The 25,095-nt window shown below is 35.8% G+C and carries 28 protein-coding genes and 1 riboswitch; of the genes, 7 read left to right on the forward strand and 21 right to left on the reverse strand.

Translation table 11 applies throughout. From position 1 onward, the window contains the following. Positions 1 to 25: 25 nt before the first annotated feature. The 9 genes from JEOSCH030_RS00030 to JEOSCH030_RS00070 all read right to left on the reverse strand — a co-directional run bounded on the left by JEOSCH030_RS00030 (position 26) and on the right by JEOSCH030_RS00070 (position 8,300). On the reverse strand, positions 26 to 181 hold the full coding sequence (locus JEOSCH030_RS00030; RefSeq protein WP_183369012.1) for a hypothetical protein: 156 nt from the start codon (positions 179 to 181) through the stop codon (positions 26 to 28). Positions 182 to 426: 245 nt separating this feature from the next. Beyond that, positions 427 to 1,200 (reverse strand): KinB-signaling pathway activation protein, encoded by a 774-nt coding sequence (locus JEOSCH030_RS00035; RefSeq protein ID WP_183369014.1) that lies wholly within the window; start codon positions 1,198 to 1,200, stop codon positions 427 to 429. Then, positions 1,197 to 2,246, reverse strand: a complete 1,050-nt coding sequence (locus JEOSCH030_RS00040) for a P-loop NTPase (protein WP_183369016.1) — start codon at positions 2,244 to 2,246, stop codon at positions 1,197 to 1,199. Before JEOSCH030_RS00040 ends, JEOSCH030_RS00035 begins: the two co-directional genes overlap by 4 nt. Positions 2,247 to 2,334: 88 nt before the next feature. Continuing rightward, positions 2,335 to 3,885 carry an amidohydrolase gene (locus JEOSCH030_RS00045; RefSeq protein WP_183369018.1) on the reverse strand — a complete coding sequence of 517 codons (1,551 nt, stop codon included), beginning with the start codon at positions 3,883 to 3,885 and terminating at the stop codon, positions 2,335 to 2,337. 64 nt (positions 3,886 to 3,949) lie between these two features. Beyond that, positions 3,950 to 4,750 carry a pyrroline-5-carboxylate reductase gene (gene proC, locus JEOSCH030_RS00050; RefSeq protein ID WP_183369020.1) on the reverse strand — a complete coding sequence of 267 codons (801 nt, stop codon included), beginning with the start codon at positions 4,748 to 4,750 and terminating at the stop codon, positions 3,950 to 3,952. A gap of 39 nt (positions 4,751 to 4,789) precedes the next feature. After that, positions 4,790 to 5,500: a PAQR family membrane homeostasis protein TrhA gene (gene trhA, locus JEOSCH030_RS00055; RefSeq protein WP_183369022.1), complete on the reverse strand. Its 711-nt coding sequence runs from the start codon at positions 5,498 to 5,500 to the stop codon at positions 4,790 to 4,792. Then, positions 5,500 to 6,648, reverse strand: a complete 1,149-nt coding sequence (locus JEOSCH030_RS00060) for a UTP--glucose-1-phosphate uridylyltransferase (RefSeq protein ID WP_183369024.1) — start codon at positions 6,646 to 6,648, stop codon at positions 5,500 to 5,502. The genes trhA and JEOSCH030_RS00060 overlap by 1 nt, the downstream gene beginning before the upstream one ends. Before the next feature lie 15 nt (positions 6,649 to 6,663). Further along, on the reverse strand, positions 6,664 to 7,965 hold the full coding sequence (locus JEOSCH030_RS00065) for a pyrimidine-nucleoside phosphorylase (protein WP_183369026.1): 1,302 nt from the start codon (positions 7,963 to 7,965) through the stop codon (positions 6,664 to 6,666). Positions 7,966 to 7,979: 14 nt separating this feature from the next. Further along, positions 7,980 to 8,300, reverse strand: a complete 321-nt coding sequence (locus JEOSCH030_RS00070) for a hypothetical protein (RefSeq protein WP_183369028.1) — start codon at positions 8,298 to 8,300, stop codon at positions 7,980 to 7,982. 111 nt (positions 8,301 to 8,411) lie between these two features. On the opposite strand from JEOSCH030_RS00070, the gene JEOSCH030_RS00075 reads away from it, so the two are divergent. The 6 genes from JEOSCH030_RS00075 to JEOSCH030_RS00100 all read left to right on the forward strand — a co-directional run bounded on the left by JEOSCH030_RS00075 (position 8,412) and on the right by JEOSCH030_RS00100 (position 13,340). After that, the gene (locus JEOSCH030_RS00075) at positions 8,412 to 9,122 is read left to right on the forward strand and encodes an SDR family NAD(P)-dependent oxidoreductase (RefSeq protein WP_183369030.1); all 711 of its coding nucleotides are present in this window, start codon (positions 8,412 to 8,414) and stop codon (positions 9,120 to 9,122) included. 137 nt (positions 9,123 to 9,259) lie between these two features. Then, positions 9,260 to 10,180, forward strand: coding sequence for a metal ABC transporter solute-binding protein, Zn/Mn family (locus tag JEOSCH030_RS00080; RefSeq protein ID WP_183369034.1), 921 nt, complete (start codon positions 9,260 to 9,262; stop codon positions 10,178 to 10,180). Between the two features lie 12 nt (positions 10,181 to 10,192). After that, entirely contained in the window at positions 10,193 to 10,915 is a 723-nt protein-coding gene (locus tag JEOSCH030_RS00085) for a metal ABC transporter ATP-binding protein (protein ID WP_183369036.1), read from the forward strand. Next, positions 10,915 to 11,790, forward strand: coding sequence for a metal ABC transporter permease (locus JEOSCH030_RS00090; protein WP_235962172.1), 876 nt, complete (start codon positions 10,915 to 10,917; stop codon positions 11,788 to 11,790). Before JEOSCH030_RS00085 ends, JEOSCH030_RS00090 begins: the two co-directional genes overlap by 1 nt. After that, positions 11,787 to 12,644, forward strand: a complete 858-nt coding sequence (locus tag JEOSCH030_RS00095; protein WP_183369038.1) for a metal ABC transporter permease — start codon at positions 11,787 to 11,789, stop codon at positions 12,642 to 12,644. The genes JEOSCH030_RS00090 and JEOSCH030_RS00095 overlap by 4 nt, the downstream gene beginning before the upstream one ends. Before the next feature lie 45 nt (positions 12,645 to 12,689). Then, positions 12,690 to 13,340 carry a metal-dependent transcriptional regulator gene (locus tag JEOSCH030_RS00100; RefSeq protein WP_183369040.1) on the forward strand — a complete coding sequence of 217 codons (651 nt, stop codon included), beginning with the start codon at positions 12,690 to 12,692 and terminating at the stop codon, positions 13,338 to 13,340. Positions 13,341 to 13,417: 77 nt separating this feature from the next. On the opposite strand, the gene JEOSCH030_RS00105 is transcribed toward JEOSCH030_RS00100, so the two are convergent. From JEOSCH030_RS00105 to JEOSCH030_RS00125, 5 genes are all read right to left on the reverse strand, one after another. Further along, positions 13,418 to 13,873 carry a Dps family protein gene (locus JEOSCH030_RS00105; RefSeq protein WP_183369042.1) on the reverse strand — a complete coding sequence of 152 codons (456 nt, stop codon included), beginning with the start codon at positions 13,871 to 13,873 and terminating at the stop codon, positions 13,418 to 13,420. Positions 13,874 to 14,078: 205 nt separating this feature from the next. Next, on the reverse strand, positions 14,079 to 14,858 hold the full coding sequence (locus tag JEOSCH030_RS00110; RefSeq protein WP_183369044.1) for a Cof-type HAD-IIB family hydrolase: 780 nt from the start codon (positions 14,856 to 14,858) through the stop codon (positions 14,079 to 14,081). An 18-nt stretch (positions 14,859 to 14,876) separates the two neighbouring features. After that, positions 14,877 to 15,284, reverse strand: a complete 408-nt coding sequence (locus JEOSCH030_RS00115; protein ID WP_183369046.1) for a hypothetical protein — start codon at positions 15,282 to 15,284, stop codon at positions 14,877 to 14,879. An 8-nt stretch (positions 15,285 to 15,292) separates the two neighbouring features. After that, positions 15,293 to 15,886: a ribonuclease H1 domain-containing protein gene (locus JEOSCH030_RS00120; protein WP_183369048.1), complete on the reverse strand. Its 594-nt coding sequence runs from the start codon at positions 15,884 to 15,886 to the stop codon at positions 15,293 to 15,295. 57 nt (positions 15,887 to 15,943) lie between these two features. Continuing rightward, entirely contained in the window at positions 15,944 to 17,029 is a 1,086-nt protein-coding gene (locus JEOSCH030_RS00125) for a 5-methyltetrahydropteroyltriglutamate--homocysteine S-methyltransferase (protein WP_183369050.1), read from the reverse strand. A gap of 84 nt (positions 17,030 to 17,113) precedes the next feature. Next, a riboswitch (SAM riboswitch) is annotated at positions 17,114 to 17,219 on the reverse strand. Positions 17,220 to 17,382: 163 nt separating this feature from the next. On the opposite strand from JEOSCH030_RS00125, the gene JEOSCH030_RS00130 reads away from it, so the two are divergent. Then, complete coding sequence (locus JEOSCH030_RS00130; RefSeq protein WP_183369052.1) at positions 17,383 to 18,558, forward strand: MFS transporter; 1,176 nt, start codon at positions 17,383 to 17,385, stop codon at positions 18,556 to 18,558. Positions 18,559 to 18,588: 30 nt separating this feature from the next. Here JEOSCH030_RS00130 and JEOSCH030_RS00135 read toward each other — a convergent pair whose 3' ends face one another. The 7 genes from JEOSCH030_RS00135 to JEOSCH030_RS00165 all read right to left on the reverse strand — a co-directional run bounded on the left by JEOSCH030_RS00135 (position 18,589) and on the right by JEOSCH030_RS00165 (position 25,017). After that, a complete protein-coding gene (locus JEOSCH030_RS00135) occupies positions 18,589 to 19,542 on the reverse strand; it encodes an MsnO8 family LLM class oxidoreductase (protein ID WP_183369054.1) in 954 nt (317 codons plus the stop codon). Position 19,543: 1 nt separating this feature from the next. Next, positions 19,544 to 19,825 carry a DUF3219 family protein gene (locus tag JEOSCH030_RS00140; RefSeq protein ID WP_183369056.1) on the reverse strand — a complete coding sequence of 94 codons (282 nt, stop codon included), beginning with the start codon at positions 19,823 to 19,825 and terminating at the stop codon, positions 19,544 to 19,546. An 88-nt stretch (positions 19,826 to 19,913) separates the two neighbouring features. Next, a complete protein-coding gene (locus tag JEOSCH030_RS00145) occupies positions 19,914 to 20,408 on the reverse strand; it encodes a hypothetical protein (protein WP_183369058.1) in 495 nt (164 codons plus the stop codon). A 28-nt stretch (positions 20,409 to 20,436) separates the two neighbouring features. Then, the gene (locus tag JEOSCH030_RS00150; RefSeq protein WP_183369060.1) at positions 20,437 to 20,805 is read right to left on the reverse strand and encodes a DUF1801 domain-containing protein; all 369 of its coding nucleotides are present in this window, start codon (positions 20,803 to 20,805) and stop codon (positions 20,437 to 20,439) included. Continuing rightward, a complete protein-coding gene (locus JEOSCH030_RS00155) occupies positions 20,806 to 21,741 on the reverse strand; it encodes a CorA family divalent cation transporter (RefSeq protein ID WP_183369062.1) in 936 nt (311 codons plus the stop codon). A gap of 90 nt (positions 21,742 to 21,831) precedes the next feature. Next, positions 21,832 to 23,235, reverse strand: coding sequence for an NCS1 family transporter (locus tag JEOSCH030_RS00160; RefSeq protein WP_183369064.1), 1,404 nt, complete (start codon positions 23,233 to 23,235; stop codon positions 21,832 to 21,834). A 150-nt stretch (positions 23,236 to 23,385) separates the two neighbouring features. After that, positions 23,386 to 25,017: a PucR family transcriptional regulator gene (locus JEOSCH030_RS00165; protein WP_183369066.1), complete on the reverse strand. Its 1,632-nt coding sequence runs from the start codon at positions 25,015 to 25,017 to the stop codon at positions 23,386 to 23,388. Between the last annotated feature and the right edge of the window lie 78 nt (positions 25,018 to 25,095).

Consider the following 25,095-nt stretch of genomic DNA (forward strand, 5'->3'; position numbering starts at 1 on the left):
CATGTATTAGGCACGCCGCCAGCGTTCATCCTGAGCCAGGATCAAACTCTCCATGATTGGAAAACTTGTCTAAGCTCTCGTGTGATAATTCAATATCACGTTTTGCGTTTGCCTTGTGCGCCTCAAGTAACTTCTTAAAGAAGTCTGTTTTTATCGGAATTAAACGTTGACATATTGTCATTCAGTTTTCAATGTTCTTTTCTTAATGCTTAGTTATCTTAACATATCTAAAAATCTTTTGCAAGACTTTTATTAAATTAATGTTAAGTTTGTTATTTTTTGATTACGTCTTGTTTTGACGACTTTTATATCTTATCAAGTTATTTCTTAACCGTCAACACATTTTCTTATTTATTTATAAAAAATATATAGAAATGCCGCCAAAGCTTGATTTGGCGGCATTCCTCTTTGTAAATTTATTCAGCATTACTTATCTTTCTTACTTTTTCTTGCCATTCTTGTTTGATTTTTATAACCCATTTTCTTATTCGTCTTCGTTTGTTTCTTATTCTTTTCTTGTCTTAGAGCTTGTTCTTTTTCTAATTCAGCTCTCTTTTGTTCGTTATAATCCGCCTTTGTTGTCTTACCTCTTCTAATCTTATCTTGTTTAGAATCTTCTATATACTTAGGCATTCTGAGTAGTTGATAAGCATTCGTGATAATAACTGTAAATACTGAACGATATATCCATTCCGTATCTTCTACTGATATAAAAGGAATCAGAGTTATAGAAGTCATAAAGATCATAAAGAATAAAGAAGGGATGAAGACGTTTGTCTCAGATACTTTATTCTTATAGAAAGCAACGATAAATGCAGCGATGACTATAATGATTGGAATCCAGACATAAGACCATGTTGATTCGTGAGCAGTACCTACTTCTCTGAATCTTAAATAGAAGAGATCAAATATCGCATATAATATTAGGAGTATTTGTATATATGGCCAAAACGATCTAAAGATCCCTAAACCTAATGGATTAATAAATAGATATATGTAGAAAACCACTTGGCTGACTGTGGCGATTAATAGCCCATATCCTATTAAGTAGATAAGACCAACAAAGAAGTCTCCAAACTCTCCTTGAAAAAGAAAGGTAGTTACTGAATCGTATTCAGTAACTAAACTAATCAAGGTTGTGATGGTAGCACCAATCAATAGTGTGACAAAGTAGAATTTAACTAAATACTTTGATGTCATTTAGCTGATTCCCCAATCACTTTATCTGCAATGGCTTCATATACCCGACTAATTTCATCATCCTTATAGACAGAAGGTGCAAAGTCTTTTTCATCCCAGTCTGGCTGACCTAATGGTAGTTGACCTAAAAGCTCAGTGTTTAATTCATCTGCTAGCTTTTGCCCACCACCTGAACCAAAGATGTATTCTTTTTTACGAGTCTCCTTACTTTCAAAGTAAGACATGTTTTCGATGACCCCAATAATTTCATGATCTGTATGTTGTGCCATAGCACCTGCACGAGCAGCTACAAATGCTGCTGTTGGATGTGGCGTCGTTACGATTATTTCTTTACTATGTGGTAACATTTGGTGAACATCTAATGCCACGTCACCTGTTCCTGGTGGTAGGTCTAATAGTAGATAGTCTAAGTCACCCCAGTTTACTTCTTCAAAAAAGCTGGTTAGCATTTGACCAAGCATCGGCCCTCTCCAAATAACTGGTGTGTTCTCTTCGACGAAGAAAGCCATTGAAATGACCTCTACTCCAAAGCGTTTGACGGGGATAATTCTCTCACCATCAAGTTCAGGTCTTTCAGTAATCCCCATCATGTCGGGGACACTGAAACCATAAATGTCTGCATCGATCAGACCCACTTTTTTACCTTTTGCTGCTAGAGCAACAGCTAGATTGACAGCTACTGTTGATTTACCTACGCCACCTTTACCAGATGCAATGGAGATAAACTCCGTCTGTCCTAAAGTAAAGCCAAGTTCCATTGCTGCTCCTCTAGTTGAACGGAATTTCTCGATTGTTTCATCTGGTAGTTCAGTAAATCTTAAGCCTACACTGTCAGCTCCCGCTTCTTTAAGAAGGTTTACAATCTTCATCTGAAGGTCTAATTGTTCTTGGCCTCCCTCACGTCCAATTGCAATCTTCAAACTCACGTGGTTTTTTTCTTCTTTAATACTTAACTCGATAAGCCCCTCTGTTTCACTGATTGGCACATTTAAAATTGGATCATTTAAGTCGCCAACAATCTCTCTTACCTGACTTTCAGTAACCATGTAAACGCTCCTTCTTCAACTTGTTTCAATTAGATTTATGATAACACAAGATATCCCTGACTAATATCTTCTAATATTGAACAGATTCTTACATCTCAAATACTGTTTCTCCATCGATGATTGTTTTTAAAACCTTTGTCTCTTTTAACTCATTTGCCTCAACCTTCATCACATCACGATCTAAGACGATAAAGTCCGCAAAATATCCTTCTTTTATTTGTCCCTGTACATCTTCTCTATAAACAATTTTAGCTGCTTCGCTCGTATACATTTTAAAGGCTTCAAAACGTTCAACGACTTCATTCGGATTATAAACTGTGCCACCATCTTGACGTGTAATCAAAGCATGAATGCCTAAGAAAGGATTAACTTTCTCTATCGGTGCATCGGATGAGCCACCTAAAATGAGTCCTTTATCAAGTAAAGTTTTAAAAGGATATAAATACTTCGCACGATTTGAACCGATGTATTCTTCTACCCACGGCATGTCTGAAGTTAAAAAGGTGGGTTGAACATCACAAACCACTGGCAGTTTCGACATGCGCTCAATTAAATCCGGTCTAAGTAAGCTGATATGAATCAATCTGTCATGCTTACCTTTTGCCACTGGATATTTTTCAATCGCATCAAGTACCATTTCTATTGCCTGGTCACCAATCATATGAACAGCAATCGCGTCATCATTACTTCTCGCATTTTTAACCATCGCCTCTAGCTTTTCTTTAGAGTGAATTTGGAGTCCGTGTTGATCCGTGTGTTCATAAGGCTCACTGACAAGTGCAGTTTTTGCCCCGAAAGCACCATCGGCAAAGATTTTCATAGCATCTCTCTCAACATAATTCGGCTTATATGTCTTGTTAGCTTTGACAACATCATCATAGACCTGTTCATGAGTTAGCAAGTTCACACGGAATTTAAGACCATCTTCCCCAAGTGTAGAAAGATAAGCATCTAATGGTACGTTAAAATCACCATAGTATGCTAGATCTTCTGTATGCACATTTGCTATACCTAGTGACTGCATGTATTTAACAGCTCTTGTAATATCTTTAGAAATAGACTCAACTGTATCATCAACAGTGGCCGCTCTCATCATTTCAAACGCTTTGTCATATACCCAACCTGTTAACTTACCTTCTTCATCTCTTTCGAAGTAGCCACCTTCAGGATCTTTCACATCATCAGCAATTCCAGCTCTCTTAAAAGCTTCTGAATTCACTACTCCAGCGTGTGAACATATTCTAGTGATTAAAGTTGGTTTGGACGTCAGTTGATCTAGTTCATCAATCTTTATTTTATATTGATTATCAAAGTTGTTTTCATCGTAGCCTAAAATGTTATTCCACTGATGACCAGAATCAAAACTAGCTACTTTTTCTTTCATAAGGTCAATATCCGTAACATCATCTAAGGCTAGAGATGCTAGTTTTTTACCAATCATAATCAAATGTTGATGGACATCAGTTAAAGCCGGCATCATGGTTTTTTCTTGTAAATCGATAAAGTGATCCGCTTGTTCCTTTAGTTCTTCATAACTTCCTGTTCTTTTTACTTTGTTATCTTCAACTAAGACTGCTTCCTGTGTTTCGTTTTCACCAGTCATAGTATAGATTGTTCCATTAAAATATAAATCAGCCATCGTATCCATCCTCATAAAAAATACTTTCATATATAATTATATATGAAAGTATTGATCGTTTCATTTATTGTTCACTTAGTTTTTTGCTGCGATCTCTAGCAGAACCTAAAGTTTTAAAGATCATTTCTTGCAACTTAAATTCAGACAGAGTATCTAGACCCGCTTCTGTAGTGCCTGCCTTAGATGTAATATCTTTTCTCAACTGCTCAAAAGATTCATCTCTTTCAAGTAAAGTTTTCCCTGTTCCAATGACTAACTCACGTGTTAGCGCTTGTGCATCTTCCTCTGAAAAACCGAGCTCAATTAAACTATTAGCATACTGTTCATAAATGTAGTATAAAAATGCTGGTCCTGAGCCAGTAGCAGCAGTAATGTTATCCATACCATCTTCTTCAACGACAACATTTTTACCAAAGCTTGCCATTAAGTGAATAAGTTCATCTTTATCTTCAAAGTTATCCGAAAAAGCGATACCGTTCACTGAATGTTGAACCATGGCATTGGTATTTGGCATAATGCGGGCGACTGGATTAGCCGTTCCAAATACTTCGAGTACAGTATCAATGCGAATGCCTGCCATAATCGAAATGAGCTTAGTTTTCTTACTTAAGTGGGCTTTAATTCTCTCGGCCACATCAGTAAAGTTTTGGGGTTTAGAAGCAAGCACTATATAATCTGCATCTTCACAGAGTTCTTTATCGTTATAAGACACGTTTAAGCCAAGAGACTCTTTAAAAGCCATAGCTGCTACCCTGTTAGATTTACTAGTAATATAAATGTTTTTAGCATCGACAATACCTTTATGGATCATCCCCGTAAAGATTGCGCTAGCCATATTACCAGCACCGTAAAATACAATTTTCATAAGACCATCCTCTTTTAATTATTCTTCTGTATCTATTCATTAAATGTAGAAAACTATCGCTAGATAATGGCAAATCGCTGCAGCAATAATAAAGAAATGCCAGATGACATGGAAATACTTACGTGTTTTTTGTGCGTAGAACCAAGCACCGATAGTGTAAAAAATGCCACCGAGAAGAATAAGTGCGATAAACACCCAAGAAGTATTAGTAATGACTGCTGGTATAAATGCGACTGCTGACCAACCCATGACTAAATAAATGGTCAAACTGACCTTCTCATTCACAACTGGTGCTAAGACTTTATACAAGATACCTAAAATTGTCGCCAGCCACTGAACCACCAAGATGATGATACCAAATTTACCACCGACAACGGATATCGCAATTGGTGTATAAGTTCCTGCAATTGCGATATAGATAAAGCTATGATCCAACAATCTCATCACATACTTATGGCTCGTATTATGAGCCATTGAATGATAGAGAGTGGAAGTCAAGAACATTAGTAACATGCTGATGACAAATATTGAACCTCCAACGGCATGATCAACTCCACCATTCACGTACATGAACACAGCAGTAAATGGTAGTAAGAAGATAAAGATAATCGCCGCAACACCATGGCTGACCGCATTAGCAACTTCTTCGCCAAAACTTAAGGGCACAACATTTTTTAAGGTTCTCTCAATTCTCGATGAAACCTTTTCTCCTTCATAGTTATCATTCATGTGTCTTGACTCTTCAGTCATTAAATCAATCCTTCTTCCTCTAAATCCTTAAAGGCTGTTTCGATGCTGTCATTGCCCACTTTGTTTTTTAGTGGTGAAAATTCACCTTTTCTATCTACTTGTAAGGTATTATGTTTACCTGCATATTTAAAAGCATCGAAATAGAATTTCTCAAACTTCAAGACTTCCTCTTTAGTCACTTCAAGACTAGGCCCTAAATGTTCAAGTTTTTTCAAAGCTAAATGGTATGGCATCGCCCCATCTGCTGCCTCATGTAGAAAATTCATACTATAAACGTGAATCCCGATATTACCGTTGGTGAACTGATATTCACTACCTTCAGGTAATTCAGTGTATTCAACAACACCTTTAAAGCCGTCGATTACTGCAAGACGTCCAACAGATTCGCCTTCTTTAGGCGTAATGGATTTAGATGTCACATCATTGCCATCTTCTAAGTGCAAGCCAACTAAAGCTTGATCTAGCACTTTAACTACAACATTATCAACGTTGTTCATAAAGACTGTTGTGACACCGCGAGCTTCCATGTCTTCCAACATACCGCTATTTTTTAGAGAAGCAAAAATTCCACCATTACCATTCGGCGTTAGCATGATATCTTTATCAGGTGTTAAGAGGAGTTCTCCATCTTTTGAAAGTGGCGGGAAATGCTCCTGTTTAAAGAAATGAATGTTTTCTTCAGGCACTTCAAAATAAGTATGTTCTTTAAAGAATGAAACAGTCTCCTCATGGTTAATGTCACTCGTCATAATGTACCAATGCACTGGTAGTGAGCCATCAACTTTTTTATATTGAAGTAATTGTCTCGCTTGTAATTCAAATAGAGACACACCTTCAAAAGAAAAAGTACCTTTTGGCCCAGTGTGTTCTAAACGGGTTCCTTGGCCACCAGCAAGTAGTACAACAGCAACCTCACCATCATTGATTGCTTTTTTTGCTTTTTCAGTCACTACGTCAAGATTTAAATCTTCTTTTAAGACGTAAGGCACTTCTTCAATCTTTGTTAAGTCAACTTCATTGCCAGTAAGATAAACATCTTGATATACATGTTTAATGAGATTTAGATCAAGCTCATCAAATTGTTTTTTCACCTTATTTTGGAAGCTTTCTTCTAGTAATTTATATTGTGGAATTAATTCTTCAATCATATTTTGTCTCCTCACCTAAGCAGTAATTATGCGTTTGATTAGTTTAGTTTGTTTTTGATCTTGTCCGTAGTGGTAGCTATTTTGTACTTTTTTCACAACATCCTCAACTGCTTCAGTATTCGCTTCTAAAGTCGCAAGTACATCGCCTTCTTTAACTGCATCTCCAACTTTCTTATGGAGAATAATACCTACAGCAAGATCAATCTCATCTTCTTTAGTCTGGCGTCCTGCACCAAGAATAGACGCTGCAACACCGACTTGTTCTGCATCAATGCTATCTACATAACCACTGGCTGTCGCTAAAACATCAATATTATATTTTGCAGTAGGAAGTTTTTCAGGTTGATCAACGAGACTGCCATTGCCACCTTGATTATTAACAAACGCTTTGAATTTTTCTAAGGCTGAACCATCTGCAATGACTTTTTCTAAAAGTTCACGTGCTTCTTCTGTAGTCTGAACTTTACCGCTCGCGACTGCCATTTGACTTGCTAAAGTTAGAGATAACTCTTTTAAGTCCTCTGGTCCTTCGCCTTTTAGCGTGTCTATCGCTTCACGAACTTCATTAGCATTCCCGATTGCATAACCTAGTGGTTCTTCCATACTAGAAATAATTGCCATGGTACGACGACCTACATTATTCCCAATTTCCACCATCGCTTTTGCAAGTTGAACTGCATCTTCTTCAGTCTTCATAAATGCACCATCACCGACTTTTACATCTAAGACGATAGCATCAGCACCTGCTGCAATTTTTTTAGACATAATCGAACTTGCAATAAGTGGAATAGAGTTTACAGTTGCTGTAACGTCACGTAGTGCGTAAATTAATTTATCGGCAGGTGTTAGATTTCCTGATTGACCAATAACTGCTAGCTTATCTTTATTAACGAGATTTACAAAATCTTCTTGGCTAAGTTCCACGTGGAAACCATCCAGTGCTTCTAACTTATCAATGGTTCCACCTGTGTGGCCAAGCCCACGTCCACTCATTTTAGCTACTGGAATATCTAAGGCTGCTACAAGTGGCGCCAATACTAGAGTCGTCGTGTCACCAACTCCGCCTGTGGAATGTTTATCAACTTTAACGCCCTCAATAGCTGATAAATCGATTTGATCTCCTGAATTTACCATTGCCATAGTTAAGTTTGCCGACTCTTGTGCAGTCATATCATTAAAGAAAATTGCCATTAATAAAGCTGAAGCTTGATAGTCAGGAATTTCTCCCTTGGTATAGCCATTGATAAAAAACTCAATTTCTTCTTTAGTTAGTTCTTTGCCGTCGCGTTTGTTAGCGATAATATCTACCATTCTCATATTGCTTACTCCTTTTATTTCGAGGTTTTTGTCCATTCTTTTCTGTTTCTATACTTCTTAGTATGTGCATAAATATTTTCTGCCGCATAATCCTCATTCGTATAGACAGTAATGTCAAAGTAGCTACCATACTCACTATGTGGTTCATTTGTGTAAGTATCTTTTAAATGTTCAAAGAGATTTTTCATTGCTGTGTGATCTAAGCTTGGATATTCACGTAAGATCTTTTTTGTTAGCGCACCATTATTATCCATCACTTCTTGTACTACAATAACAAATGATTCGTTTTCTTTAAGCACATCATCAAATATATTCGTTTGACCACGTTCTGTCATGTATTTCCCCTCCTCAGTTATTAGGCATATCGATTTAATTATTTTATCACTTTCATTATACTTAAAAATGATAGTATTTCATAATATCAATTGAAATCAGGAGGAGAGAATATGCAGGATTTATCTGGAAAAACTGCACTCATTACTGGTGGTTCTAAGGGGATCGGCCTTAAAACCGCAGAAGCCTTAGCTCGTGAAGGTGTCAATGTCGCAATTACAGCAAGAAATGAAGATACTTTAAAAGAGGCTTTACAAACATTAAATCAATACAAGGTATCTACCATTGCTGTACGCGGAGATGTTTCAAATAAAATAGAAGCTGACGAAATTGTATCTTCTGTTATTGAGGAATTTGGTAAAATTGATATTTTAATCAACAATGCTGGTATTATGGGTGGCGGCTCATTTTTTGATGATAATGAAGACATGTTTAGACAAATGATCGATGTCAACGTATTTGGAATGTATTATGTGATGAAAGCGGCTCTTCCTCACATGCAAGACAAACAAAGTGGAGATGTCGTCAATATTGCTTCAGTCTCTGGCCTGCGCGCCTCTGCCACTAGTGCTCTATACTCTGCTTCAAAGCATGCAGTAATTGGCTTAACTGAAGGCGTCATGAGAGAAGTGAGAAAAGATAATATAAGAGTTTCTTACCTCACACCATCAGCAGTACTAACTAGAGAGCCGAGTCTTGATCCAGAAACGATGACACACCCAGAAGATATTGCAGATATTATCGTAAATAACTTAAAAATCCATCCAAGAACCTTTGTTAAAAATAGTGAAATGTGGGCAACTAACCCAAGAGAAATAGATTAATACTATAAATAAAAAACCTGGCAATCTGAACTTTGAGATTGTCAGGTTTTTTTGTCTCACGGTTTATTCGGTTTGACGAATTTTTATATTTAGGGTAACCTAATAATTAAATTTAGGATAACCAAGGAGAACTACATATGAAAAAACTACTACCCCTTATAATACTTTTGCTTTCTTCCTTTCTCGTCGCTTGTTCTAAGGATGAAGCGGCAGCTAATAGCAAGGAAAATATCGTTGTAACCACGACTTTTATAAATGATATGGTGTCTGTTTTAGAAAATAATATTGAAGGCTATAACGTGGAGCTCCTTATTCCAGCAGGGGAGGATCCCCATGTGTATGAGCCTAAGGCTAGTGATTTAAGAAAAATTGATCAGGCTGATTATGTTTTATATCACGGCTTAAATTTTGAAGGGAGAATGGCTGATTTACTTAAAGAAGGTACTTCCATCACTCGAAATTTTGAGACGAGTCATTTAACAGAAATGAAAGAAGGAAGTGAAACAATGACAGATCCACATTTCTGGTTTGATATAGAGCTTTACAAACAAGCTTTTACTGAGGTTAAAGAAGTACTCGTCAAGAATAATCCATCAGCTCAAGAACAATATGAAGAAAACTATGAGGCATATATTAAAGAACTTAATGAACTTCAAGTTTATGTAGAGAATAGAATAGATGAGATTCCACAAGAATCGAGAATTTTAATCACTCCTCATGATGCTTTTGGTTATTTAGCACTGACACAAGATATACGCGTTCATGCGCCACAAGGATTTTCAACAGATGGTGAAGTTTCCAATCAAGCAATTGAAGAAACAGCTAATATCATTGTAGACAATAATATTAAATCTATTTTCTTAGAGACCACTACCAACCCTAATCAGATGAAGAGACTTAAAGAGATTGTTTCCTCTAAAGGTCAGGACGTAGAACTTGTTAATAATGAAGACGATAAATTACTATCAGACTCTTTAGCTAAAGAAGGAAACGTTGGTGATAGTTACATCACTATGTATAAACATAATATCGATACGATTGTAGATAATTTAAAATAAGGAGCGGGTATTTTGTTTGATTATGCGATTGAAACACAAGATTTAACTGTGGCATACCAAGGAAAGATTGCCATAGAAAATATAAATTTGAAATTAAAAAGAGCATCCAGAACAGCAATTGTCGGTCCTAATGGTGCGGGTAAGTCTACTTTGATTAAAGCTATTCTGTCCTTAGAAAAAAGAGTCACAGGACAAGTCTCAATAGAAGGTGATGATTCCAAAAAGGCACGCCAAAAGATTGCCTATGTGCCTCAAAAAGGTGATGTCAATTGGGATTTTCCAACTACTGTTTTGGACGTTGTTATCATGGGACGATATAGCCATATGGGTTGGTTTAAGAGACCGAGTAAAGAGGATAAAGACATTGCTTTAAATGCTTTAAAAGCAATGAAGATGATCAAGTTTAAAGATCGACAAATTTCACAACTGTCAGGTGGACAGAGACAGAGGGTGTTTTTAGCACGTGCCATGGCAGAAGAAGCTGATATATACATTATGGATGAACCGCTTCAAGGTATTGATATTAAGACAGAAGCCTTGATTATGGAAACCATCAAGAACCTGCAAGAAAAAGGCAAAACCTTCCTCATCGTTCATCATAATATATCCACAGTTCCAGACTACTTCGATCATGTCATCATGCTCAATCAAACTATCCAAGCATCGGGTAGTGTTAATGATGTTTTGACAGAAGGAAATATTAAAAATACTTACTATGAAATGAGTGATGAATAGTGGATATTCTTTCTTCTTATTCATTCATCATTGTGATGCTAGGCACTTTGGTTTTAGCAGTCGCATGTGCTTGTATCGGTTCTATATCCGTCTTTAAAGGACAGAGTTTAATTGGAGATGCAATCGGGCATGCAACTTTTCCAGGTGTAGTCTTAGCATTTATGATCTTCGGTGTTTTAGATAGTGCTTACTTAATTATTGGTGCAATCGTCTTTGGCATCTTAGCTTTTCACTTAATTCAGAAGATAACAGATCATTCAAAAGTTACTTTAGATAGTGCTCTAGCCCTTATTCTAAGTGGTTTTTTCGGACTAGGTCTTGTCTTAAAAAGCTATGTTCAAGGGCACCCAAACTTTAATGGTTCACAAGGGATCGATGACTTCATATTTGGTCAAGCCGCCTACATGCTTAGAAGTGATGTGTATTTAATTATAGCTGCAGCCGTGGTCAGTCTTCTCTTATTCTATGTATTTTATCAACCTATAAAAATATATATTTTTGACCAAACCTTTAGTCAAACGCTCGGAATCAAACAATCTTTAATGAATGGTCTGGTTTTAATTATGACGATTTCCCTAATTGCTGTTGGGCTGAAAGCTGTCGGTGCGATCCTAATTGTAAACTTACTGATTGCACCCACTGTAATCGGACGTCTATGGTGTACAAGCTATCCTTATGTTTTAGCTCTCGGCATGATTGTAGCTGGGATATCTGCATTTATAGGTACTTATCTGTCCACAGCATTTGTCGGTATTGCAACAGGGCCAGCGATTATCTTAGTACTTTCTTGTGCCCTCTTAATTTCTTTAATTGTTGCACCAAGTGGACCCATCAAAGCATTAATAAATAAAAGAAGGGTCGGTAATCAACTATGATAGAAGTATTGCTCGTCTTACTACTCACTGCCCTATCAACCGCACTACTCGGTGTCTTTTTAGTTTTAAGAGGCCAAGCAATGACAACAGATGCGATTAGCCATACTATCTTACTTGGAATTGTCATCGCATTTTTTATAACAAATGACTTACGTTCACCTCTTTTGATTATTGGAGCAACCCTAGTTGGTTTGATCACCGTCTATCTTATTGAAGTTATAGGTCAGTCAAAACTCGTTTCTAAAGATGCAGCGACTGGCCTAGTCTTTACATCCCTCTTTGCCCTAGCCGTTATTTTAGTTAGTAAATACTTAGATAATATTCATCTAGATCTTGATATCGTCCTCATGGGTCAGGTACTATTTGCACCGCTTAATAGAATAGAAATTTTAGGAATCGATCTACCTTACGCATTATGGCAGTTAGCCATTGTATTACTGATTAACGTCACATTCGTCGCCTTATTTTACAAGGAGCTTAAACTATCAAGTTTCGACCCTGTCTACTCAATAGTTTCAGGCTTTTCAACAAGCATTATTTACTACAGTTTGATGTCTTTAGTTTCAGTCACTGCTGTTACTGCCTTTGATGCAGTTGGCACTATACTGGTCATTAGTTTCTTCACGGCTCCAGCTGCAACAGCTTTTTTATTATCTAAAAAATTATCAACCATGATATGGATTAGTCTAATGTTTGCCGCTATCAACAGTTTAGTCGGTGGTACTTTTGGTTACTTAACCGATACTTCGATTTCAGGAAGTGTCGCTGTCATCTCTATGATTAGCTTCTTTCTTGTATTCTTATTTAGAAAAGATGGTCCAATCTTAAGTAAAATTCATTTGCCAGTTCCATAAAAGTTCTTCATAATTAGTGATGAACTTTGTGAATGGAGGGTAACCATGAGCCCCACTAAAGAAGATTATTTAAAAGTATTGTTTGAACTCGGCGCTTGGAAGATTCAAGTTCCTAATAAAGAAATTGCAGAACGTTTAGGTATTGCCCCACCAACAGTAACAGAGATGATGAACAGCTTGGTTAAGACAGGTTGGGTTGAATATATTCCTTATAAAGGCTCTAAGCTAACAAAAGAAGGCGCTGAATATGCTAAACGTTTAATAAGAAAACATCGTTTATGGGAAGTGTTTCTCGTGAAAAACCTTAATTTTTCACAAGATGAAGTTCACGACGAAGCTGAATTACTAGAGCATTCCACAAGCGATATATTAGCAGATCGACTAGAAGCTTATTTAGATTATCCAACACACTGCCCACATGGTGGTGCGATCCCTCTAGACTTAATGGATCAACAAGAAAAAGTTTCTGTACGCTTATCCGATGTTAAAATTGGTAAAACAGTGACCATTTCTCGTATGTTGAATGAAGAAAAATTAGTTCAATATTTTAAACGTGCGAATTTAAATGTCCAAGACCAGATTATTATAACTGGTAGTGATAAAAAGCTAGACTTACTCTTCATAGAAAATAAAACGACCAAAGAGAATGTAGAACTCAGCCAAACAATTGGTCATTATCTATTCGTGGTAGAGTAATCTTAATCAGAATACATGACGAAAAAGCGACGTCACAGTGACGTCGCTTTTTGTTTAATATTGAGTTAAAAATTTTATTATTGGCCTAAATATGATTTAAGCATCCAGTTATTTTTCTCGATATCTTGAGAAATACCTGTGAACATATCTGCAGTACGGTCATCTCCTGCTTCATCTGCAGTTTTAACTGCTTGAGCAAGTTCAGCTGATAATACTTCAAAGTCCTCAGTTAATTGTTTAACCATAGCTTTAGCATCTAAACCATATTCAGCTTCATCAATACTTGATTCTTCAAGTGCTTCTGTTAATTTAGCAATTGGCTCACCGTCTAAAGTAAGGATTCTTTCTGCTAAATCATCAACGTAAATACCTACTGCATCATATAGTTCTTCAAATTTAGCATGTAGTGAGAAGAAGTTAGGTCCTTTAACGTACCAGTGATAGTTGTGTAATTTAGTCCATAATACTGTGTTGTTAGCGAGTTGTTTGTTAAGTGCCTCGATTACTGCTGCTTTTTCTTTTACTTGTACCATTATAAAATCACCTTTCCCTTTTCTTTATATAAACTTCATTTTTCGCAACTTCTTATTTAGAATCATTCTTATCTATATATTCATTATAGCAAGCAGGAAAATATTAATCAAGTCTTATTTAGAATAATTATAAATAAGACTAACCTATCTTCCTAACAGTTATCAATACCCTTAGTGTATTTGTATAAACATAAAAATGACTGGTTTATATTAAACCAGTCATCTCTAATCCTTCTACTAAACCATTGTCATCAACGTGACCTGTTTGGTAGCGACTCACTCTTTTTACTTCATCGACGCCATTACCCATAGCAACACTATTTTTAACTAAACTGAGCATCTCTACATCGTTAGGTCCATCTCCAAAAGCGTAAACTTGAGCTAAGTCAATTCCCATTTTTTCTATTAACATTTCAATACCTTTAGCCTTAGATCCACCTTTAGGTATGACGTCTGTGGCAAACTCATGCCATCTAAGAAAATACACGTCATCAAAGGCTTTAATATATGGATCTTCTTCACCCTCTTCACAGAAAAGTAAAGCTTGATAAATATCGTTATTTTGATAGTAAGAACGATCTTCATTTACTTGGAAGTTTAACTTTAAAGAGCCAATCCCTTCTTTAACATGATTATGCTCTCTAGTACTCACCCTGAGATCATTTTCATCGCAATAAGCGACAGGATGATCATTCTTGTAGGCACGTTTTGTTAAATCATCAAGCGTTTCTTCAGAGATAGCATTTTGATAAATGACTTCTCCTTCATAGACAATATATTGACCGTTGTAACTAATATAAGTCTCTATGCCAAGTGATTCTCTCAATTCTTTGAACATAAATGGTCCACGACCGGTTGCAATAGCAACAATATGGCCCTCATCTTTTAATTTCAAAATGGCTTCTTGAGCTTTTGCTGGCACTTTTTTATCCGAGTTATAAAGCGTACCGTCAATATCGAAAAAAATCAGTTTTTTATCAGTCATATGTGCTCCCTCTTCATTTTAAATAATGTAGACATTAGTTAATACAACGACACCAACAATAGCAAATAACCAAATCACAAGCATTACTAGATTGGCCTTGTCGTAAAATGTTCGATATAGAGAAAAATCAGTAACCATATTCATGACGAGTTGTAAGATGACCACTGACATTAACAACCAAATACCAAATTCATTATTTCCCGAGAAATATACGATAATCGCTGCAAGATAAAGGACTATCATCACTACAAAAAACACTCTTTCTTTAACTTGTAGTTTCATTCTCATCACTTTGGCAATGCTTTTTTCATCAGTGAAATATCTTCTCTCATCAAAAGAGAAATGAATTCTCTCCTTGTTTAAAAAACTAATCGTAAAGAATTTAATTAATAGTCCCCCAACGAGAACAAATAATAGTATGTGCATAATCGCTCCTATTTATTTACCGCTTGTTTAGCAAGCTCATCAGCAAGCTCGTTATATTTTACTCCAGTATGTGCTTTAACTTTATAAAAATGTATCTTAATTTTCTCTTTATAGGCATGCATCGTACGAACATATTGTTGTGTCACTTCATTCTTAGCTTGCCATTCTTTAGTGTACCATTTTTCAAGACCAAGATAATCGTAATACACATAGATCTCTGGATAACCGTTTTTTATGGCCCAATCAACTGCATATAAGATGCCAGCAATTTCAGCCCCAACATTCCACAAGTTAGCTTTAGGGTTAACTTCCGCTCTTTGAGCCTTAGTATGAATTACCTTGTCATCGACAATTAATACTGCCCCAAAACCTGCTTTTTCACTTCTTCTATCATATGAACCGTCAACATAGGCAATTAAAGATGATAACGGAATGTTTTTAGGTGCATTAGAACCACCATTTAAAAAGTCTTCTGCTTCTTTTTTTGTTTTAAAGGATTTAAACTCAGCTCCACTATAGCCTTTTACTGCTTTTTGACAAGTTGGCCAATCATTAAAGATGCCAGTTTGATGGCCTTTTCTTACTGCATAGTATTTCCCCATTATTATACTCCTTTACATAAATAACCACTCATGATTATATCATGAGTGGTCTTTGGCTTATAATAATTCTTCAGCAAGATCAATGACGTATCTTAATTTTCTCCACTGTTCTTCTTCTGTAAGAACATTACCGTGGTGTGTTGAAGAGAATCCACATTGGGGACTTAAACATAATTGTTCTTTCGGTACAAACTGACTCGCTTCTTCAATGCGTGCTTTGATTACTTCTTTGTCTTCAAGTTCACCTGATTTTGAAGTGAGTAAGCCGAGTACTACACTTGGTCCGCCATTTGGAATTTCAGCAAGGGGTTTAAAGTCACCCGAACGGTCGTCATCATATTCTAAAAAGAAACCGTCCACCTTTTCTTTAGCAAATAAAACAGGGGCAATTTTGGCATATGAACCTTCAAAAGCCCAAGTAGAACGGTAATTTCCTCGACATAGATGTGTTGTAATGACCATGTCATCTGGTTTAACCTCTAGGGCTCCGTTCACTACTCTTAGAGCAAGATCGATGAGTTGCTCACGGTTATAACCACTTTCTTGGTAAGGCTCTTCTTCTGTATTCAGTCTAGCAATATAAACATCATCTAGTTGTAAATAACGACAACCTACATCATAGAAAGCGAGTATGGCGTCTTGATAGGCTGCAATAATGTCATCAGCATATTCTTCAATATCAGGATAAATTTCTTTATTACGAACACCATAGTTAAAGAATTGGTTAGGTGAAGGAATCGTTTGTTTAGGAACTGCTCTATCACCGACGATTTCTTTAAACAAGATAAACTCCTTAACGTGTGGATGGTTTTTATCGAATGAGATTTTACCGATATTACGGATATTATAGGCTTCTGTTTTCATACCTTTGAAAGTATATCCTTCTTCTGGAACATAACCTTCAAATCCACCGACGTGCTCCATGAAGTCTGTATGCCAAAAGCGGCGTCTAAACTCTCCATCTGTAACTGCTTTTAGGCCGACTTCTATTTGTTTATCAACAACTTTTTCTATTTCTTCAGTTTCAATTTTAAAGAGCTCATCCTTAGAAATTTCACCTGCTTCAAAATCTTTTCTAGCTTGATGAATTCTTTCTGGTCTGAGTAAACTTCCAACGTGATCCGCTTTAAATGGTGCTGACATGTTACAACCTCTTTCGAATTTATTTTTAAATAAATAAAACCCCTTTTAATGTGTCGAGATTAAAAAGAGGAATACATGTCCATCTTCTCATCTTCAAGTCACAAATAACTAAAGGAATTAGCACAGTACCACATTCGGCCTGTTGCTGAGGTATCGTCGGGCCTATTCCCTACACCTCTCTTGATAAGAATTTTATTTATTCAATTGATTAGTATGTTAGCATTTTCCTTAATATTCTGTCAAATATATAAAATTATTTTCATATGGAAACAGTTTCATTGATTTGATGGCTAGACTTCAAGTCTATACTGTAATAAGATTTCCTTTGTACTTTTTTAACTGAGGAGGCTTATATGATTAAAAATCCACCTAGATCCCTAGTGATTTCAATTTTTATGATTGGTGCTTTTGCGGTCGGCATGACAGAATATGTCGTCACAGGTCTCTTAACGCAGTTTGCTAATGATTTAAATGTCCAAGTGTCAACGACTGGACTGCTGCTTAGTGTCTACGCTTTAAGTGTTGCATTTTTTGGACCGATCATTCGCTTACTCACCTTAAAATTTCCACCTAAATTATTGTTAATCATGTTGATTTCTATATTCATTATTAGTAATATCGTTGCCGCAACCGCGCCAAATTTTGAAGTTCTACTTTTATCAAGATTACTATCCGCTTCAATGCATGCACCATTTTTCGGTGTTATGATGAGTCTGGCCATGGCAATTTCACCACCTCATAAAAAAACTGGTGCAGTCGCACTTGTGAATGGTGGTTTAGTCATCGCAGTCATGCTAGGTGTACCTTTTGGTTCCTACGTCGGTGCAGTTTTAGATTGGAGAGTCGTCTTTTGGATTATCGTCTTTTTAGGCATAATTAATCTCTTAGGACTTATACTAGTCACTCCAGATTATAAACTCGGTCATACTCCTAAAATTTCTAGTGAGCTTTCTGCATTAAAAGATAAAAATGTCATCATGCTCATGATTACTATTATCTTTGGTTATTCTGGCGTCTTTACAGCCTATACATTTTTAGAACCGATGCTTAGAGATATCGCTGGTCTAGGAGACTTAGGGATTACCTTTAGTCTTTTGATGTTTGGAACATTTGCTGTCATCGGTAACTTCTCAACTGGAAAAATTCAGCCGAGTAAACTTACAGGTGCTGTCGCCTGCGTAATTTTCTTTTTAGCACTCGTCTTATTTGGTTTAACCTTTATGCTTGAAGTCCCGTATCTTGCTTACCTTGCATCAGGTTTATTTGGCCTTGGAACTTTCGGTATTTCACCGATGCTAAACTCAAAAATTATTTATGCTGCGATTACAGCACCAGCCCTCGCTGGAACACTCGCTGCATCTGTCTTTAACCTATCGAACTCCATCGGCGCATCACTGGGTTCTTTTTTGTTAACAAATGGCTACTCTTATAGAGCAATTACCTTTGTTGCTGCAGGTATGTTAATCTTTGGTGTCTTTTGTATGGTAGTGACTCATTTTATTGAAGATAAATCGAGATTTAATAATTAAAAGGATTCGAGAAAATTTCTCGAATCCCTTTTAAATTTCACTTATTCTCTTATAACTCTCAAGCTTATCTTTCATATCATGAGTAATCGTCACGATCATAACTTCATCGATATCATAATCTTCAGCTAAGTTTTTAAATGCTTGTTTCACACTTTCTTTTGAACCGATAATACAGCTTTCTTTAATTTTATCAATTTCACTTTTTTCATCTGCTGTGAGCTCAATTTCACTGACTTCTTCAAGAGAAGGTATGCCAGGAAATTCTCGTCCCGATGATTTTAGAACTTGATTCACCAAATATGGATAGGCCAATTGTTCTGCATGGTCATCTGATTCACCGCAATAGACATTTACTGTGAGTATAACTTCTCCTTCTTCGTTACCTTGACGATAAACATCTAGGACTTCGCCAATGTTTTTATCGGACATAAAAGCGCCAAAGCAATAATTTAATGAAGCTTCTTTTGCAAATGTTGCACTTTTTTCACTTGTTCCAAGCATCCATAATTTAGGTTGACTGCTTGGTTTCGGCACTGCTTTTAAATCAGGATCTCGATCATTAATAAATTTTGTGAGATCACTGACAAGCTCTGGCATTTTAAATACATGGGCTAAGTAATTATCGCTCAACGCTTCGGATACTTTATTATCCCCACCTGGAGCACGGCCAATGCCAATATCTACTCTGTCTCCAATTAAACTTGCTAATGTATTATAATTTTCGGCAACTTTTAAAGGCTTATAATAAGGTAATAAGGTTGCGCCACTACCTAATCTAATATTCTCAGTAACCATACCAATTGCTGTGAGTGTTACTTCCGGGCTTGTAGAAGCGAGTCCTTTCATACTATGATGTTCAGCTAGCCAGAAACGTTTAAAGCCAAGTTTGTCTGCAAACTTGGCCAACTCTACACTATTATTCAATGCGACTTCTGAGGTCATTCCTGTAGAGATAGGTGCTTGATCTAAAATGCTATAACGCATATTAATCCATCACTTTCAGAGTAATTTTATATTCCCCTACATTATCTTCTTCATACAAGTTATCCAAAGATGTTGAAAAATTAACGATTTTCCCATCAAATTCTTCATTATTATTACCTGGAATTCTTACTTTAAACTCCTCTTGATATAGATGCTCAGATAAGTGGTGATAGTCTTCACTAGCTACGTCAAAAGTGATACGCACCTCACCTGCTTCTGTATCCCTGATTAATTCTTTCACATCCAAAGTTAAATCATCCAGCATAATTATGTCGTTCGCCATTCTAATTCATCCTCTCAATTCTTAAAAAGAAGCATACCATCTATAGTATTCTTTTTCTATTAAAGTGCATACCCTTAAATGCCAAAATTTAATCTAATAAATGCTTGACCTCTACAGGATAATTAAAGTGTTCTAAACGTCCTAGCAACTGTTTCTCATTAAATTTCACATGATTCAATTCTTTAATAATTTCTTCACCTTTATAGAACTTGATTACTGTTTGAATGTCATGCTCAATCACGATATTTGTGACGTCTTCATAAGGGATAATTTTTTCTCCACGTTTAAATTTAATAATGATCCCTGAAGGTGCAATATGGAGCTGGTAATACTTATCACCCTTATCCGCCTTAAAGATAAAAGCTAATATCAATGAAATCAGTAGAATAATCGCAATAATGTAAGCACGATTAAACGCACTTTCTTCTAAGTTGTTAAAAGTTTTATAAAAAATATCAAAAATTATAAATAAGAAATAAGATCCTGCTGCTAAAATCCCAAACAAGGTAAAATTAAAACCTTTTGGATCATAGTTTCTAGGAACATCTTTTCTCTTCATATAAATTACACTGTCATCTGTCATAAGTCACCTTCTTATTCACGTTTTCATTCTATCTCCAAAAAGTATCTAGATGTTTTTTATCCTCAATATTGAAATCGATAATTTCCTTTAGTAAATCATAATTCATGTCGTCTGTATATTTTACTTTGTATGTCATTTTTTCATGACTATAGCCTGCATTCTTTATTTTCTCACTAAATTTTTCAATGCCTTTAGCTTCTGGATTAACTGAAAAATGATGTTTGCTCGGCTTGATTCCAATCATAAAACTACCGTCTTTGACATACAGTGGAGTACTCCATTTTACTTGTCCTTCAAATTCTGGATAATGTTTTTCTATCCAGTCGAACACTTCTTTTAGTTTCTCTTGTTTAGTCTCATCTAAACTATCTATGCTCTTTTTAAATATATCTTTCATTCACATCCACCTCTTGTATTTAAAGAATATAATCATTCCAATGCTGATTGAAAGCATAACCAATAGTGTAATAAAGTAACCATATGGCCAATTTAACTCTGGCATATTCGTAAAGTTCATTCCATAGATACCAGTAATCAGAGTGAGCGGTAAGAAAATTGCAGAGATAATGGTTAAAATATTGATGACTTTATTCATTTGATAAGTATTATAAGACGTATAATTTTCCTTAATCTCATCAACCATCTCTTCGGAGAATTGAATAATTAATTTCTGTCTGTCGAGTTTGGTGTTGATATGTTTAAAAATGTGATCGCTTTGTTGACTATTAAAGATATCCTCTTCTTGTAACTTGCCAATCAATTCGGACATAGGTATGATGACCCTCTTTACTCTGAATATCTTTCTCTTGATATCAAACATAACAGAATTGATATTCTCATTTCTTTTCTCTCCGCCATGCTTTTCTTCGAACTCTATCACTTCGTCTTCAATCCGGTGTAAGATTTCAAAATATTGATCGACCGCTTGATGTAGTATGTACAAGGCAATATCAATTTCCAAGTCTTCTGTCATAGTCTCTACAATACTTTTCACATCGATAAAATCCTCTAAATCCCCATTGTGAAACGTAATAATCATATCTTTTTTAATCAAGATATTGATTGCTTTAGCACTAGCTTCAGTGTCTCTGATATTATGACAGATTAAAATTTGATAACCATCTTGGGTAAAGTATGATGGTCTATATATTTTTCTTGTCTTATCTTCTAGTAAAGTTTCTGGAACATCATCGAAATGACTTAAGAGCAAATCCTTGTCATCAAAACTCGAATAGTCATACCAAACAAAGCTTGCACTTCTTTCGACTTGAGTCGGTTCCTTAACTTCTTCAATGGCATTATTACTTGAGATATATTGTATATTTAACGTCATAAATACACCTCCCTTTCACATATACCCAAAAATTTCATGAAAAAGCAAAGAGAGTGAAAACTGTGGACAGTTTTCACTCTCTTATTACTTTTATTTTGTTTGATCAAAAATTGTATTGTTTTTAAAGCTTGAGCCCTTAAACATGTACTTAGTCACTAATGGATAAACGATTGCTGCGACAATAAACCCGATTAACCAAGCTAAGTCTACGAATAAGAAGGCTGCCGCTGCACCAACGATAAGCGCTATGATAGCTGCGTAGTTGACACCAGAAAAGTCTCCGCCTTTTCTATACAGCTCTTCAATATCAATATGTTGTTTTCTCAACACGTAGAATTCTATAACTAAGATTGCAATCATTGGCCCTAAGAATGCTGAGTAGACATGAACAAAAGTGTCTAAACCTTTAGCATTGTCATCTTGAACTAATACCCAAGGGAATGATCCCATTGCTAGTAAACCTGTAATTGTTACAGCAACTTTATAGTTCAACTTAGTAAATAGTTGAATCACATAAGTTGGTGTTACAATATTTGCTACCATGTTTACAGCGATCGCACCAAAGACAATAAAGGCTGAGATAAATAACTGCATACCTTCACTTTCAAAGAGTGCAGGTAATCCAAGCGCCGGGTTTGCATAACCTGTTGCACTTGCTAACATCGCACCAACAACGATTACTGAACCATAAGCTACAACGATTGGTAAGAAGTAAAGTAAGCTACGTTTACCATCTGTATAACCTGTTTTTAACTCTCTAGAATAGTCAGCAGCACTTAAGAAGATCGCTGCATAGTTACCTAAGAATACCATGACGTATGCGAAAAATTCTACGCCCCAAGTACCATCTGATTGAATCCAAATATTAGTGATGTTTTCACTGTGTACTGGATCGCTCACTAAGATATAAAATACTGTAATCACAATACCTAAAAGAACAACTGATGCAACAGATTCAACCATCTTAATACTATGGAAACCTTTCATAGATAGTAAGATTTGAACTACTAGTAAAATAATAAATGCTAAAAAGACATTATCTAAACGATCATTCGATAAGATTTTGAATACTTCGTTTAGAGCAGTACCACCGATCCAACTTTGAATACCATACCAAATGACGGCTGGTACGGCACGAAGGAGTGACGATACGAGTGTCCCTTTTTCCCCAAATGATGCTTTTAGATGTGTAACATAAGAAATACCATATTTATAACCTGCACGGTCGTTCAATGCGAACAAGACCGAAACAATCGCAATCGCAACAAGGGCTGCTGCTATTGTCTGATAAATATTTAAAACTGCCATCCCGGCAACTACAACACTAGCTCCTAGTGTCATGTTCCCCATGTTAACACCATCACCAACCCATAATGACATGTAGCCGAATGCACCTAAAGTACGGTCTTCTGGACCATTCGGTTTTAACGAGTCAGTTTGAGCGGCAGCATCTGGATTCTCAATTCCTTGAGTCCCTTTATTTTCTTCTGACATTTTCCCACCTCTTCAAATATATAAAAGTTTTCTTATATGCTTAAATAATGCACATCCATCATTATATATTTCTACAAGTCTCAAGTCTTTATCCATTATAGATAAAATAAAATCGTTTCCTTTCATTATAATTCCAATATATAAGTATTTCTAATGGTTAATCTCTAGTATTTTTAATCCAACTTGAACGGATAGCATTTCATTGGCATCTTCATAATCCATCTGCGTGATTTCTTTTATTTTGTCTAATCGATAAGTCACCGTCTTATAGTGAATAAACAGGCGATCTGCAGTGCGTGAAATATTTTGTTGGCTTTGTAAATACATATCAAGCGTTTCAATTAGCTGTTTTCTATTGGATTTGTGGTAATTAAGTAATCGTCTAAGACTATGTGGGATAAATTCATCTAACTTATTATTATCGTGTTTAAATTGATAGAGTAATCTGTAGACCCCTAACTCTTCAAAACTTTTAACCGGTTCAAACAAGGTCAACATATTCGTTACTTCTTGGGCTTCGGTATGACTTCTTGGCAAATCAAACACAGTATTGGCTATCGTACCAATACCTGCTAATACAGTCGCATCTTCTGTAGTGCTTTCAAATTTTGATAAGACTAAGTTAATACTCTTTTTAATATAGGACATCTCTTTTTTAATATTGTTCTGACCAGAGTGAATTGGCCAAATGACAATGACCTGATTAAAACGTTCTCTGATAATCGCGTCTTTTAAATAATAATCAATGTTATTGATCAACATATTGTAGTAGCGTTGATGATTCTTACTATCAATATCCTTATTTTTAAAGTTCAAACTAAAAACAACCACAGCTGAACGACTATTGAGATCAAAGTTTATGTTAAACGCACGTTCCTTAATATCATTATCATTCTTCAGTTCACCTGAAAGAAGGTCATCGATAATCTCGTTTTTATATTTTTTCTCAACTTCTGATACCGCAATTTTTTTAGCTAAATTTAAAGATAGGGCGGTTGCAGCATTTTCTATAGCTATAAAGTCAAACTCATTAAAATTCGAATTTACCGCAGAGATAACCAAATTCACTCTTGTCTGATTAACTGTAGTAATCGGAATCATAATCTGCTCACAGAGTCGGTCCTGTAATTTAGGGAAGATCACATTCCGTCTATATATTGGGAAAAGGGAGTCTTTACTGTCATCTCTTTCTTTGAATTTATCATTCTCATAAAACAGTTCCACTTCACTATCTGTCGTTGCTAAGACAGTAAAGAGCTCATTATAAATCGTCACTGGGTTACCAATCAGTGATTCTAAAGTTTGAATGATGACCTCATCATCCATATTTCTAATCGACAGTTCAGTAAAACGATGATTGATTTCTCTAAAGTATTCTAAGCGTTCAACATCTTGACTGAATAATTTACGCGTCACTTTTCTTATAATGCTGATAAAAGGCACATCTCTATGAATGACAATCATGGCAATATTTCTTTTAGCACATACTTCTTCTATGACTTCTGGTATTGTGTCACCTTCATTTGGATTTTTCACTATTAAAGCACTGATTTTTTTATCAGCAAGATTCTCTGCCCACTCAGATAGACTTTCTTCATCAAAAGTACTGACTGCGTGAAAACTAGTTAAAAGAATCTCTCCACCTTTTAACCAACGTGCGATATATGGTGAGTCGATAATTGTAATCCCTGTTATAAATTTGCTAAGGCTTTGTTTAGTTCCTTTAAACTCAGCTTTGTCTAATTCTTCTAACTGCAATAAGTCTCTTACAGTATAATTCATAATAAATCCCTCATTAAATTACTGATTTATCCAATATGGATAAGTAGAATTTTGTCTCTTTCACTATACCCTTAGGCT

Origin of the sequence: Jeotgalicoccus meleagridis (genome assembly GCF_903994045.1) — a bacterium.
In the GTDB taxonomy this organism is placed as follows: Bacteria; Bacillota; Bacilli; order Staphylococcales; family Salinicoccaceae; genus Jeotgalicoccus; species Jeotgalicoccus meleagridis.

What these genes read in the sequence shown, in the direction of transcription:
- JEOSCH030_RS00030 (WP_183369012.1), bottom strand. Translation starts at nt 181, where the DNA reads ATGACAATATGTCAACGTTTAATTCCGATAAAAACAGACTTCTTTAAG.
- JEOSCH030_RS00035 (WP_183369014.1), bottom strand. Translation starts at nt 1,200, where the DNA reads ATGACATCAAAGTATTTAGTTAAATTCTACTTTGTCACACTATTGATT.
- JEOSCH030_RS00040 (WP_183369016.1), bottom strand. Translation starts at nt 2,246, where the DNA reads ATGGTTACTGAAAGTCAGGTAAGAGAGATTGTTGGCGACTTAAATGAT.
- JEOSCH030_RS00045 (WP_183369018.1), bottom strand. Translation starts at nt 3,885, where the DNA reads ATGGCTGATTTATATTTTAATGGAACAATCTATACTATGACTGGTGAA.
- proC (WP_183369020.1), bottom strand. Translation starts at nt 4,750, where the DNA reads ATGAAAATTGTATTTTACGGTGCTGGTAATATGGCTAGCGCAATCTTT.
- trhA (WP_183369022.1), bottom strand. Translation starts at nt 5,500, where the DNA reads ATGACTGAAGAGTCAAGACACATGAATGATAACTATGAAGGAGAAAAG.
- JEOSCH030_RS00060 (WP_183369024.1), bottom strand. Translation starts at nt 6,648, where the DNA reads ATGATTGAAGAATTAATTCCACAATATAAATTACTAGAAGAAAGCTTC.
- JEOSCH030_RS00065 (WP_183369026.1), bottom strand. Translation starts at nt 7,965, where the DNA reads ATGAGAATGGTAGATATTATCGCTAACAAACGCGACGGCAAAGAACTA.
- JEOSCH030_RS00070 (WP_183369028.1), bottom strand. Translation starts at nt 8,300, where the DNA reads ATGACAGAACGTGGTCAAACGAATATATTTGATGATGTGCTTAAAGAA.
- JEOSCH030_RS00075 (WP_183369030.1), top strand. Translation starts at nt 8,412, where the DNA reads ATGCAGGATTTATCTGGAAAAACTGCACTCATTACTGGTGGTTCTAAG.
- JEOSCH030_RS00080 (WP_183369034.1), top strand. Translation starts at nt 9,260, where the DNA reads ATGAAAAAACTACTACCCCTTATAATACTTTTGCTTTCTTCCTTTCTC.
- JEOSCH030_RS00095 (WP_183369038.1), top strand. Translation starts at nt 11,787, where the DNA reads ATGATAGAAGTATTGCTCGTCTTACTACTCACTGCCCTATCAACCGCA.
- JEOSCH030_RS00100 (WP_183369040.1), top strand. Translation starts at nt 12,690, where the DNA reads ATGAGCCCCACTAAAGAAGATTATTTAAAAGTATTGTTTGAACTCGGC.
- JEOSCH030_RS00105 (WP_183369042.1), bottom strand. Translation starts at nt 13,873, where the DNA reads ATGGTACAAGTAAAAGAAAAAGCAGCAGTAATCGAGGCACTTAACAAA.
- JEOSCH030_RS00110 (WP_183369044.1), bottom strand. Translation starts at nt 14,858, where the DNA reads ATGACTGATAAAAAACTGATTTTTTTCGATATTGACGGTACGCTTTAT.
- JEOSCH030_RS00115 (WP_183369046.1), bottom strand. Translation starts at nt 15,284, where the DNA reads ATGCACATACTATTATTTGTTCTCGTTGGGGGACTATTAATTAAATTC.
- JEOSCH030_RS00120 (WP_183369048.1), bottom strand. Translation starts at nt 15,886, where the DNA reads ATGGGGAAATACTATGCAGTAAGAAAAGGCCATCAAACTGGCATCTTT.
- JEOSCH030_RS00125 (WP_183369050.1), bottom strand. Translation starts at nt 17,029, where the DNA reads ATGTCAGCACCATTTAAAGCGGATCACGTTGGAAGTTTACTCAGACCA.
- JEOSCH030_RS00130 (WP_183369052.1), top strand. Translation starts at nt 17,383, where the DNA reads ATGATTAAAAATCCACCTAGATCCCTAGTGATTTCAATTTTTATGATT.
- JEOSCH030_RS00135 (WP_183369054.1), bottom strand. Translation starts at nt 19,542, where the DNA reads ATGCGTTATAGCATTTTAGATCAAGCACCTATCTCTACAGGAATGACC.
- JEOSCH030_RS00140 (WP_183369056.1), bottom strand. Translation starts at nt 19,825, where the DNA reads ATGGCGAACGACATAATTATGCTGGATGATTTAACTTTGGATGTGAAA.
- JEOSCH030_RS00145 (WP_183369058.1), bottom strand. Translation starts at nt 20,408, where the DNA reads ATGACAGATGACAGTGTAATTTATATGAAGAGAAAAGATGTTCCTAGA.
- JEOSCH030_RS00150 (WP_183369060.1), bottom strand. Translation starts at nt 20,805, where the DNA reads ATGAAAGATATATTTAAAAAGAGCATAGATAGTTTAGATGAGACTAAA.
- JEOSCH030_RS00155 (WP_183369062.1), bottom strand. Translation starts at nt 21,741, where the DNA reads ATGACGTTAAATATACAATATATCTCAAGTAATAATGCCATTGAAGAA.
- JEOSCH030_RS00160 (WP_183369064.1), bottom strand. Translation starts at nt 23,235, where the DNA reads ATGTCAGAAGAAAATAAAGGGACTCAAGGAATTGAGAATCCAGATGCT.
- JEOSCH030_RS00165 (WP_183369066.1), bottom strand. Translation starts at nt 25,017, where the DNA reads ATGAATTATACTGTAAGAGACTTATTGCAGTTAGAAGAATTAGACAAA.